The organism is Anabaena lutea FACHB-196, from assembly GCF_014698305.1.
Lineage (GTDB): Bacteria > Cyanobacteriota > Cyanobacteriia > Cyanobacteriales > Nostocaceae > Anabaena > Anabaena lutea.
Genome location: NZ_JACJST010000007.1, coordinates 175,066 through 188,125 on the forward strand (window position 1 = coordinate 175,066; position 13,060 = coordinate 188,125).

Here is a 13,060-nt window from a genome sequence, read left to right on the forward strand (position 1 = left end):
TTCATATAAGTAGGTAGGCACAATTAAATATAACTATGTTAAGAAAAATTAACGAAGCTCAAACCCTCTTCCCTCATGCCTTCTGCCTCCTGCCTCCTGCCTCATCCTAATGATAAATAGTCACGCCCACCTACTTAATAGGTTAAAATGCTGTTAAACTTATCAATTGATAATTGTTTCATTCAAGGTTTAAAAATTCCCCTTTTTTAATCCTCTTCCTTTCCGGGAGAGGTAATTGTCAATTTTTCATTGTTAATTATCCATTATTGACAAAATCGGCAGACAGATGAATGCTTACAAAAAACTAAATTATTCACTACTTTCTGCAAATATTGGTTCTGGTAAATAGAGCCTTTCTTCACTAGCATCATACTCAAATAGTTCTGCATAGCGACCCCAGTCAACCGCCGTAGCAAATAGTCGTTCAGTCTCTGTGTGCGGGAAATGTTCCTCTAGTAAATCTAGGAAGAAATCCGCCCGCATTGACCCATTGCGTTTTTCACGTAATGTCTGTAACATACTGACCAACATGGGGACGTTTTGTAAAACTTGTTGCCGAAACAGGTCTTTACTTCTAAGAATTGTTGTGGTAGCAAAATCACGCCCAATATCTGTTAGTTGGACATCACCTTGTGTCACTTGAGCAAAGCCTAACAACACAGCACCATCAAGAATTGGTAATAGGTCATCTACCTCCAATTGTAGGCGTTCTGCTAACTTAGGAATATCTTCCTTGCCTTCTGGTTGCTCAACAATTAACTCCAAAAGACCACTGATCCCACCGACTCGTACATGAGGTAGGGACTGGCTATAGGGTGATTTAACCGTATTTACTGCTGCTTTTTGGGCTGCTACTGTCACCTCTCCAGTAACTTCGACTTCTGGATTGGTCATCACTGTATATATATAGTCTACTAATGCTTTAAATCTGGGATGTGTGCGGTCATGGGGACGTGGTAAATCAATGACTACTTCTCCACGAACACGCCCTGGATTTGCCCCTAAAATAATCACCCGGTCTGCTAAAAATACTGCTTCCTCAATGTTGTGGGTGACAATTAATATACTTTTTGAGGGAAAGCTACCTGCATTCCAAAGGTCGTCAATTTCACCCCGCAGGTTTTCAGCCGTGAGTACATCCAAGGCACTAAATGGCTCATCCATAAATAATACTTGCGGTTCAATTACAAATGCCCGTGCAAAACCAACTCGTTGTTTCATCCCACCGGATAATTCTTTGGGATAGGCACTTTCAAAACCATCTAAACCTACTAAGTCAATGGCTTTCAGGGCGCGTTGTCGGCGCAGTTCTCGATTTACTCCCTGTGCTTCTAGTCCCAGTTCTACGTTTTCCTGTACTGTCAACCAAGGCAGTAGGGCAAAACTTTGAAAAACCATTGCTACATTTTGGTTAGCACCTCGTAAGGGTTTGCCATTGCTGATCACTTGTCCATCACTGGGTGGGATCAAACCTGCCATGATTCTCAGGAGGGTACTTTTACCACTGCCACTGCGTCCTAGTAAAGCCACAACTTCACCTGTAGATACTTTGGCGTTAATCTGACGCAGGACTGTAAACTCACCTTTACCATCAGGAAGGGGAAAACTTTTGTTGACCTGCTCAACGGAAATTAATACTTGCTCTGTGGTTACGGCTGTTTTTGTCATGGTTATAAATGATATTTTGTTTCTGCTAAGTGATACAGTCGCCGCCAAAATAATCTATTGAAACCAACTACATAAAGGCTCATCATTCCTATACCCAAGGTGATGCGTGGCCAATCACCCGCTGCGGTTGCTTCGGCAATATATGTACCTAAACCGGTTGCTGTTAAGGTGGTTTGTCCCCAACTGACGATTTCAGAGACAATGCTGGCGTTCCAAGCTCCACCACTGGCAGTAACACCACCTGTCACCCAAGAAGAGAAAATACCAGGGATAATTAATTTACGCCACAACTTCCAACCACGCAAGCCTACATCTGTTGCCATTTCCCGCAGGTCTGTGGGTACGCTCATAGCTCCGGCAATAGAATTAAAGAGAATGTACCACTGAGCGCCAAGGGACATTAACAAGATGCTACCAAAATCTATGCTGATGTTGGCATGAATAAAGAAGAGGGTGGCAAAGGGAAAGATGAAGTTAGCGGGAAAGGATGCCAAAAACTGTACTACTGGTTGCAATAAACGTGCTAGTTTGGGATTAAAGCCAATGGCTACACCAATGGGTGTCCAAATAATAGTTGCTACTATCAGCAGTATTAAGACACGCCCCAAGGTAAATAAACCTAGTGAAAATGCTTTGACTACTTCTGCTAATCCAACTGTGGTCAGAATAAAATGCAAGCCTGTTACCAGAAGTGCGCCAGTTACTACTAATAACCCAAAGTTGTAGAGGCGATCGCTCAATACCAGTCTTTTTTCATCTGCATGATGATTATGTATTGACTGTGGTGGAGTCAAGGATGATAAAAAGCGGTTGATAACTTCGCCTACTGGTGTTAATACTTGGCCAATTAATCTGGGTAGTCTTGCTGCTTTGAACAGATCCAACAGCCAAGACTCTGGTGCTTCTGCTGCTGCACTGGTTTCTAAACGAAATTTATCAGCCCAAGCAATTAACGGCCGCCAAAACAGTTGATCTACCAATATAATCACTACAACAATGGCCAGTAATGCCAACCCTAAAGCAGATAAGTCTTCTTTAGCAATGGCCGCTGCTACATAAGAACCTATTCCCGGTAGTGTATAATCCTGGTTTAAAACACTGATAGCTTCACTAGCTGCGACAAAAAACCAACCACCGCCAAAACTCATCATGGCATTCCACAGCAAACCAATCATCGCTGAAGGTACTTCTAATTTTGTAAACTTTTGCCATTCTGATAGGTGGTATAGTCTTGCTGCTTCATCAAGTTCAGGGGGTATTGTTCTCAAAGATTGGTAGAAGGAAAAGGTCATGTTCCAGACTTGGCTGGTAAAGATTGCAAAAATCGAGGCTGCTTCTAATCCCAATAAACTACCGGGGAACAGGGCAATAAAACCTGTGACCGTAATTGATAAAAACCCCAAAACAGGAACTGACTGTAAAATATCCAGTAGGGGAATTAAAACTCGCTCTGCTCGCTGAATTTTGGCAGCAATATAGCCATATATCAAGGTAAACAAAGTTGACCAGAACAGGGCTATAAACATTCGTAGCGTCGAACGCCCTGCATAGTAAGGTAAGTTACGTGGATCTAGACTTACACTAGGTACAACGTCTGGTGGTACAAAGCTGATTAATGTCCCAGCACCTAGACGGGCAATTAGTCCTACTAATACTAACGTACCTAAACTTAAAGTAACGTCAGCTAGACCAAACGGTAAGCGTCGTAACGCTTCTGGCGTGGGAAAAGTCCGCCTCAGCATGATATTAGCTCCCTTGACTAAGTAAGAGGTCTAGTTTTGTCAACCTATATCATATTGCTTTGATATCTACAAGTATTTTTTGTTGCTTGTCGGATGTAATTTTTCCTAATAAAAAAATTACCAATTCAAAAATATAAATTCTGGTTTTTGCGATCGCTGTTTCTGTTAATTTAATCTTAATATTATCTGGTCATGTTTCAAGACTTCCCGACGGGAGTATTGATTATAACTAGCACAATGGATTGAATATTCAAACATCTACAGTTATGGCGCTCATAGTTCAAAAATACGGTGGTTCATCTGTTGGTTCTGTTGAACGGATTCAAGCTGTAGCACAGCGAGTTTATAAAACTGTGCAAGCAGGAAATTCTGTTGTCGTCGTCGTTTCCGCAATGGGAAAAACCACTGATGGATTGGTTAAACTAGCCAACGAAATCTCCAAAAGTCCTAACCGTCGGGAAATGGATATGCTGCTTTCCACTGGGGAGCAAGTCACTATTGCTTTACTAAGTATGGCTTTGCAGGAAATTGGACAAGCTGCAATTTCTATGACTGGCGCACAGGTAGGAATTGTTACTGAAGCTGAACACACCCGCGCCCGGATTTTACATATTGAAACTGAACGCTTGATGCGGCAAATCAAGGCAGGTAAGGTTGTTGTCGTGGCTGGATTTCAAGGCATCAGCAGCACAGAAGAATTAGAAATTACTACTTTGGGACGTGGTGGTTCTGACACTTCGGCAGTGGCTTTGGCAGCAGCAATCGGAGCGGATTTTTGTGAAATTTATACCGATGTGCCAGGGATTTTAACTACAGATCCACGTCTTGTTCCGGAAGCTCAGTTGATGACAGAAATCACCTGTGATGAAATGCTGGAATTAGCTAGTTTAGGTGCAAAAGTATTACATCCCCGTGCGGTGGAAATTGCTAAAAATTATGGTGTGCCTTTGGTGGTACGCTCAAGTTGGACGGATCAGCCCGGAACTTGGGTGACATCGCCAAAAGTGCAAGAACGGGAGTTAGTCAATTTAGAACTTGCCCGTCCTGTGGATGCGGTAGAATTTGACATAGACCAGGCTAAATTGTCTTTGTTGCGCGTACCAGATAAACCTGGTGTCGCTGCTAGGTTATTTGGGGAGATTTCCCATCAAAATGTTGATGTGGATTTAATTATTCAATCAATTCATGAAGGTAATACTAATGATATTGCCTTTACCGTAAATACACCAATATTAAAACGGGCAGAAGCGGTGGCAGCAGCGATTGCCCCAGCTTTGAGAAATCAACCGAATTCTGATGAGGCTGAAGTTTTAGTAGAAACTGATACAGCGAAAGTGAGTATTTCTGGGGCGGGAATGATTGGTCGTCCTGGGGTTGCAGCCAAGATGTTTAGCACTTTAGCGGAGGCTGGTGTGAATATTCAAATGATTTCTACCAGTGAAGTTAAAGTAAGTTGCTTGGTAGATGCGGCTGATTGCGATCGCGCTATTGTTGCCCTATGTAACGCTTTTGAAATCAATGCTTCCCCTGCTATCCTCAGTTCACCAACTCCCGAATCTCCCGCAGTGCGTGGTGTCGCTTTAGATATGAATCAAGCGCGGTTAGCAATTCGCCAAGTTCCCAATCAACCAGGAATGGCGGCGAAATTGTTCGGTTTATTGGCAGAATATAACATCAGCGTAGACATGATTATTCAATCCCAACGCTGTCGGGTGGTTGATGGTGTAGCGTGTCGGGATATTGCTTTTACTGTGGCTAGAATGGATGCCGAAAATGCCCAACAGAAATTAACCGAAGTTGCAAAGCAGTTAGGATGGGGTGAAGTAGTCTTGGATAGTGCGATCGCTAAAGTTAGTATCGTCGGTTCTGGGATGGTAGGACAACCAGGTATTGCAGCCAAAATGTTTGAGGCTTTAGCAGAACACCAAATCAACATTCAAATGATTGCCACATCGGAGATTAAAATTAGCTGTGTTGTGGCACAAGAAGAAGGGGTGAAAGCTTTACAAGTCATTCACACTGCTTTTGATTTAGCTGGTAGCGAGAAATTTGTAGTTCCAGTTTAAACAGATTTAATCACAATTCCAAACAATCTTCAGATACAAACTTGCGGTACGTAAGAATTCAGGAGTCAGGAGACGCTACGCAGACCTATGGCTTACGCCACGCTGCGCTATCGGTTCAGAATGTTTATGAAATGAAGAATAGAGAGAAGCAAGATTTTATCAAAATCATGAAATTTGACTCGAAACGTCTTTATTTTCCTGACTTGGAGTATTCTCTATCCTGAATACTTACTGCGGTACTATACTAAAAACGGTTAGAAACTTTACTTTTAAACGCAGCGAAAAGTTCCTCGTGAAAGCCGGGTTTCCCGGCGTAGGAAACTTTTCAAGACAGAGGTTCGCTGAGGTAAACGCAGCGAAAAGTTCCTCGTGAAAGCCGGTTTTCCCGGCGTAGGAACGCCACTTTGCTCAACGGGGGGAACCCCCGCAAGCAAGTCGCTCAACTTTTCAAGACAAAGTGACGCAGAGTTTTTATTGAAGTTTTCACTTTGAATTTTGTTATCCTCATCAAGTCGAGATATTAACCGTTTTTAGTATAGTCTGTATCCATTTTCAGAAAACTGCTTTTAATTCACAGTCGCTTCAGCAATACCCGCTGGACAAGCAACATTAGTACCACCTAAACCACAATAACCACCTGGGTTTTTAGCTAGATACTGTTGATGGTAGTCTTCAGCATAGTAAAATTCCGGTGCATCTAAGATTTCTGTGGTAATCTGTCCATAGCCTGCACCGTTGAGTGCTTTTTGATAAGCGTTCCGCGATGCTTCTGCTAGTTGCTTTTGCGTTTTTGAATAAACGTAAATTCCCGAACGGTATTGAGTACCGGAATCATTACCTTGACGCATTCCTTGGGTGGGGTTGTGGCTTTCCCAAAAGACTTTTAGCAGTTGAGTATAACTAATTACTTTGGGGTCAAAGACAACTAACACTACTTCATTATGACCCGTCAGTCCACTGCATACTTCATTATAGGTGGGGTTGGGTGTGTAACCGGCAGCATAACCAACGGCAGTTGTGTAAACTCCGTTTTGTTGCCAAAATTTACGTTCTGCACCCCAAAAACAGCCTAATCCAAACATGGCTGTTTCTAAGCCTTCAGGAAAAGGTGCTTTGAGGGGATTTTTGTTAACGTAATGTTGTGCAGGTACTCGCATTACTTCTTTGCGTCCGGGTAAAGCTTGTTCCGGTGTAGGCATTGCCGACTTTTTACCAAATCCGAATATTCCCATGATTTTTGATATGTATGATGAATGATTGCTATTCTTCTTTATTGTAAATACTCTCAGGTCTAAAGACACCCTGGATTCTTTAATCTAAGATATAAGCGAGCGGACAGTGTTATTCCTGGCTATTGAGGATAGAAGTATTTATTGGCGATAGCCTTTAAAATAGGGAATACCTAATGCTTTTGGGGGTGTGGATTTACCAGCTAATCCTACTAAGGCTAAAATAGCAATCAGATATGGCAACATTAGCAAAAATTGATAGGGAATATTGACACCTAAAGCTTGAATTCTCAGTTGTAAAGCTTCTGTTGCACCAAATAGTAAAGAAGCCAAAGCAGAACCGACAGGATGCCATTTACCAAATATTAACGCTGCGATCGCAATAAATCCTTTTCCTGCACTCATCCCTTCAGCAAAAAATCTAATCTGCACGCTTGTAAGATAAGCACCCCCCAAACTCGCAAGACAGCCTCCAATAATTACAGCACAGTAACGCACTGATGACACAGATAAACCTGCGGTATCTACTGCTGGGGGATATTCTCCCACAGCCCGTAATGTTAAACCAAAGTTTGTATAATACAAGATGTATGTAGTTAAAATAATTAGTAATAATAGTAAATAAACAAAAATATCTTGTTGAAATAGTAATTTTCCTATAATCGGAATTTGTGATAAACCGGGAATGATGATCGCTTCAATTCCGGGTAATCTTTGGGTACTACCATTAAATATTAATCGGGCTAAAAATGATGTTATTCCCGATGCTACTAAATTAATAGCTAATCCAGAAACTAATTGATCAACTCGCAAAGTTACAGATAAAAAAGCATGAAGTAAACCGACTAAACCTCCAGCAATTACAGCAGCAAAAATACCCAACCAAGGATTACCAGTGTAGAATGTTGTGGCTGCACTAGTAAAAGCACCTGTCAATAACATTCCCTCTAAGGCAATATTTAAAACGCCTGAACGTTCTGAATATAATCCTCCTAATGCGGCAAAAGCTAAGGGGACAGAAAGATGTAAACTAGCAACTAAATAATCTGAAAGAAAGTTAAGGTTCATATTTATTGATAGACTACTGATAAGGACCAAGAAATCTTTCTCCATTAAAATGAATCATATGTGATGGATCACTAGCTATCCAAACTTCTGTTTCCCATGCTATTTGATGTATAAATTTTAATAAATTGCTGCGATCCATAAAAGCGGTTACAAAAACTAATCCAGCAGTACAATTACCAAAAAGTAACTTTAATTCATTTTGTCGTTGCACATTGATTGGTCCATTACTAGATACTGCCTCGACAATGACTAACCAATTCTTAACAGTGTAGTGAATAATTAAATCTGGTATTTTTTGAGATGGTGTTAGAGTAATTCCCAAAGACAAAAGTGCATTTGTGTCACAATACCCATATTTAGAACCAGTATCACCTAAATATAAAATTTCTCCCCCTGGTGTAAATCTAGGACAAAACTCATCAACAATTTTTTTAATTAAAATATTCTGTCCACCAGCAGTAATTTTAATATCTTGCTGGTTCGGAAGCTTGATAGGAATCATTTGCATTTCACGATGTTGAGCATAACGAGTCTTGAGTGTTTCAGTAGAAACCAGGTAATCTCGTAAATTTGTAGTCCAATCCTCAGTTTCGTAAGTTTGAAGTAAAGCCAGAATTGCCGATTCAATTTGATAAATTGTCTTTGGGCTATTTGTTGGTCTATCGGGTTTATCTGGATTTTTTACTAAGATTCCAGCATTCACAAAAGCAGCTACCGTTTCATCTCTGATAGTTTCACGAGTATTGGGTTTATAGGTTCGTCCATAATTTTCAGCAATAAATTTTATGACTGGGGTAATACCCCGCATAGGTGCCTTAGCTTCTATCCATGAGTCCATAGCCTTCAGGTCTAAAAAAGATAGTAAAACCAGAGCAGACCGCTCATTATATTGTTCACGAGGTAAACCCAAATCCTTTAGTATTGCTAATGCTTCATCAATCCGCTTAGTTGCTTTGATAGAGTTAAATTCATTTGAATTATCAGACATATTAAACAACTCTTCAATATAAATATCAATTTTATTCTGGTCTATCAATCCTGACAAATACCTTTCTCCCAATTTTTCCAATTGAGCAAGGTTAGGATACTTTAAACTACGTAAATCTGTGCTATTAACTTGAGTATTGCCATTAAATTGACGAAAATATTCATCAACTAAAGTAGAATTCAAGAAAGCCAATAGACCCCAAGCTAGTTTTTCCGGCAACCCACCACCATGACAGTGATAATAGTTCAAATGGTTTTCAAAACCAATCTTCGGTTGTGGATATTGTTTTGGATGAAAAATAGCTGCTACAATTCTTCTAGATTCTTCTTTACTGGTGAATCGCTTTGTGAGAATATAAATACCGGATGATAATAATAATTTTTCGGTTTCTGGACAGTCAATAATAGCATTTGGCTTTTTATAATTGGGTTTTGGCCAAACAATAGAATGGTTAACTAAATGACCAGGATAAATTAGAGGTATAGTATCTTTTTCGGGATTAGCTCGAAGAAATTTACTTGCTCGAAAATCAACTACTTTACCAGTGGATACTGACAAACCAAGCTCCTCTAAAGTGCAGCTAAATGTCATCATTTGTTTAGCTATTTGCTGTTCTAAACTATTAGTGACAATGCGAATATATAAATTGGGATCATCAGGTGTTACTAACTGAGAATGTTTAATATAACTGACAGTTGATGCTTTATCATCAGGTCCAACACTAGAAATAATTTCTACATCATTATCATTATTCGGTGATTTTACTGCCTGAAAAATAATATTTTCTTGCAGGACATTGTTATCTTTAAATGCTTGATTGCGTGATTCAAAAATATGAATTTTGCGAAAGTGTAAATCTGACAAAAAAGTTTTTCTAAAATTTCTAAAATATGAGCCGTTACAGAAACTACGTGGTGTAATAGCTACTAATTGTCCATTCGGAGCTATTAATTGAGTGGTTAGCCAGAGAAATGCAGTGTAGAGATTGGTTGTTTCTATTTTAATTCGATTTAAAGTTTTTCTATATTCTGATTGATTTTGAATTTTTCTATAAGGAGGATTGAGAATGGCAAAATCAAACTTCTGTTCAGGAGAAGTTAATCCTAATTCCAAGTTATTTACCCCAGCTTTAATAAAATCTTCTTGCAAAATCTCGGCTGTGAAATGAATTCCAGCCTTATTGCACTCAGACTCACACATCTTAAGAGTATCACTTAAATAAGTTATGAAAACTGAATCAATTTCATAAGCACTAATAAATAAATACTTAGGTTTTTTGTCTAGCTGACATATTCTGGATACAAAAGCTGCTGTCAATGATCCAATTCCTGCACCAGCATCTAAAAGGCGGATAGAGGAATGTGATATATCAAACATTGATGCTAGTAAGCAAGCTGTTGGTGCAGGAGTCAAAAATTGTCCCATTTTCGCCTGTTGTGTAGAATCTAGTCCATGAGTTGCTTGTAATCGCAATAAATCTACACGTTCAGTAAATGAAGTTTGAATATGTTCTGTGATTTGATTTACTTGTTGAAAATAAGGCACTTTTATTTGTTTTACTTTTATAGTTTCATAACGTACAATTTTATTACTTTAGCATAGCTGCTTTCTTCACTTTTACCTGATATTCTAAAGCCAAAGCGATCGCAATAAATAATACTGTTAAACCTTGAATAGCATAAACTACTGTTGAGGGGACACCGGCGCTGCGCTGCATGACGTTTGCACCACTACGCAAAGCAGCGAAAAACAAGGAAGTGAGGACTATACCGAAGACATTACCACGACTGAGAAAAGCAATAGCGATCGCATCAAATCCATAACCAGGTGATACTTGTTCAAAGAGGCGATATTTCAACCCCATGACCTCACAAGCACCTGCTAAACCTGCTAAACCACCCGCTAAACCCATGACGAACATAATAGTGCGTTCTACGGAAATTTTGGCGTAACGGGCGGCTATGGGGTTGAAGCCAACGGCATTAATTTGGTATCCTAAAGGCGATCGCACTAATAATACCCATAAAATCCCGGCTGTAATTAACGCTAATAAAATTCCGGCATGGGCAAGACTTCCAGGTAAAATAATTGGTAATTGGGCAGTTTTAGCAATTAATGGCGAATAAGGACTAGGTGCTGCTGGTGCTTTTAAAGGATTTTGGACTAAATAGCTAATTAAATACACAGCAATGTAATTTAACAGCAAAGTTGTAATTACTTCATTTACCCCTTTGATAGCTTTGAGATAACCGGGAATTAAACCCCAAAATCCACCAAAAAGAAATCCAAAAAATAAGGCTAAAGAAATATGAATAAATGCGGGTATGCCTTGAATATATAAACCGATTAAACTACTTCCTAACGCCCCTAAATAAATTTGTCCTTCCCCACCAATATTAAATTGCCCAGCACGTAAAGCCACCAAAACTCCTAAACTAGTGAATAATAAAGGAGTCATTTTGGTGAGAGTGTTGCCAAAACCAAAATAAGTAGCAAGAGATTCTTGAAATAAAGCGGTATATGCAACAATGGGATTAGCGCCAGCGACTAAGATGAGAATTGAACCAGCAAAAAGAGCAAAAGCGATGGCAATTAGTGGTGATATAATTGGTAATATTGCTTTAATTTTATTAGCTATAAGCATTATTTTTGTAAATTATCCTAAAAACGGTTAATATCTCGACTTTATTAGGATAACAAAATTCAAAGCGAAAACTTCAATAAAAACTCTGCGTCACTTTGTCTTGAAAAGTTGAGCCACTTGCTTGCGGGGGTTCCCCCCGTTGAGCAAAGTGGCGTTCCTACGCCGGGAAACCCGGCTTTCACGAGGAACTTTTCGCTGCGTTTACCTCAGCGAACCTCTGTCTTGAAAAGTTTCCTACGCCGGGAAACCCGGCTTCGAGGAACTTTTCGCTGCGTTTAAAAGTAAAGTTTCCAACCGTTTTTAGTATATCTATCTGAACAATTGATGCCAATTAAAAAATTGTTCAGCCTACTATATTAATTACAATCAAACTAACCCAACACTGCTGAAGAAAACATCTGCGACAATGCCTCAAAATATGGCATTAAAGTGTTAGATTGTTCAGGAGTTAACCGATCAAATATTTCATATCTAAGTAAATACAACATTTGCCGAACCAGTTCCCACTGCACTTTTAATGTAGGATAAAGCATGACACAAAGGGGAAATAACTCTTCTTGGATAGCAGAGATGCTTCCTTCTAAAGCACATACCCACAAATAGATTTGAAACATTTCCACATCTCGGATGCTAGATGCTTTTACTATAGGGTCGCTTAACAACCCAGACATAGAGTGATAATTTGGAAAAAGTTCAATTATCCTTTGCCGAATATTATGGGCAATCTGGGTACTATTTGGTAATAGGGTGTGGATTGCGGACATGACAGGGGAATTATAATCATGCTTTGCTGCTGCGTTATATGCACGTTGCAGAGGCATATATAGGTGATCATCAATAACATTAAAGTACCGACTAATAAGTATTTTTTCCACAGGTTCAAGATTTTCTATGAGCATTTCGCTTGTGTAATGAAACTGCATACTCACAAACCCAATCAATCTAGGATCAATACTTGTATATTTATGCCTTATTGCTCCTATATCTGCACCAATGAAAATCGCTAACTTCTCAGGAGCTACCAGATCAGTATAAACTTCCAACCCCTGGTTATAGAGTGGAGATTCTTGTTTATCAAGTTTCATCAGCAAAGAAAGAGGGCGTGATGATGCTTTTTGAGTGTATACATCTAAAGCTTTTTGATAAATCCTAAAAGAATCTGCGGCAATGTCCCAAGGATTAATTATCTTAGGATCTATACCATGCAGCTTAACTTCCTCTGACAGCAGAAGCTCGGTTTTATTCCACGCTTTAGCACTGATAGCCCGTAAAGATAACAAGATTCCTTGAGCAGTTTTTTCGCGTCTACTTGGTGAAACTATTTCTGATAGAGTCAGATGTTCACCAGATTCTTGACTGCTAGTATTAACCTGGAGGTTGTTGACATACTTACTAGCCCATTGCTGTGCTAAAGATTCCACAGACTTCTGAGATTCTATGTGGGACACTACTTTGAAATTATTTACTAATGAGTTTCAGTGTATATCCGGGGATTATACAGTAAATATATCACATAAATTTTTAATTTTTTGGTCTAATCCAAAATTTGATATCTAAGCTTTAGCTGCTATCTTTCATTTAGACATCTTATGAAAAACAACATTTAAACTTACTATAAAGCATTTTTACAAGGTTTCTAGAGAAATTTTAATTTT

At 39.3% G+C, this 13,060-nt stretch carries 8 protein-coding genes; 1 reads left to right on the forward strand and 7 read right to left on the reverse strand.

The genetic code is table 11. The annotated features are described in order from the left end of the window. Nucleotides 1–309: 309 nt before the first annotated feature. Complete coding sequence (locus tag H6G59_RS10115) at nt 310–1,668, reverse strand: ABC transporter ATP-binding protein (RefSeq protein ID WP_190713993.1); 1,359 nt, start codon at nt 1,666–1,668, stop codon at nt 310–312. A 2-nt stretch (nt 1,669–1,670) separates the two neighbouring features. Then, nucleotides 1,671–3,410 (reverse strand): ABC transporter permease, encoded by a 1,740-nt coding sequence (locus H6G59_RS10120; RefSeq protein ID WP_190713995.1) that lies wholly within the window; start codon nt 3,408–3,410, stop codon nt 1,671–1,673. A 266-nt stretch (nt 3,411–3,676) separates the two neighbouring features. On the opposite strand from H6G59_RS10120, the gene H6G59_RS10125 reads away from it, so the two are divergent. Then, complete coding sequence (locus H6G59_RS10125; RefSeq protein ID WP_190713997.1) at nt 3,677–5,476, forward strand: aspartate kinase; 1,800 nt, start codon at nt 3,677–3,679, stop codon at nt 5,474–5,476. Between the two features lie 566 nt (nt 5,477–6,042). Here the strand turns inward: H6G59_RS10125 and msrA are convergent. From msrA to H6G59_RS27725, 5 genes are all read right to left on the reverse strand, one after another. Next, entirely contained in the window at nt 6,043–6,708 is a 666-nt protein-coding gene (gene msrA, locus H6G59_RS10130) for a peptide-methionine (S)-S-oxide reductase MsrA (protein ID WP_190714000.1), read from the reverse strand. Nucleotides 6,709–6,846: 138 nt separating this feature from the next. Next, complete coding sequence (locus H6G59_RS10135; RefSeq protein WP_190714002.1) at nt 6,847–7,773, reverse strand: ABC transporter permease; 927 nt, start codon at nt 7,771–7,773, stop codon at nt 6,847–6,849. A 13-nt stretch (nt 7,774–7,786) separates the two neighbouring features. Then, complete coding sequence (locus H6G59_RS10140; RefSeq protein ID WP_339327942.1) at nt 7,787–10,306, reverse strand: BsuBI/PstI family type II restriction endonuclease; 2,520 nt, start codon at nt 10,304–10,306, stop codon at nt 7,787–7,789. A gap of 43 nt (nt 10,307–10,349) precedes the next feature. After that, a complete protein-coding gene (locus H6G59_RS10145) occupies nt 10,350–11,405 on the reverse strand; it encodes an ABC transporter permease (protein WP_190714004.1) in 1,056 nt (351 codons plus the stop codon). A 371-nt stretch (nt 11,406–11,776) separates the two neighbouring features. Next, on the reverse strand, nt 11,777–12,853 hold the full coding sequence (locus H6G59_RS27725) for a hypothetical protein (RefSeq protein ID WP_339327944.1): 1,077 nt from the start codon (nt 12,851–12,853) through the stop codon (nt 11,777–11,779). Nucleotides 12,854–13,060: the final 207 nt, after the last annotated feature.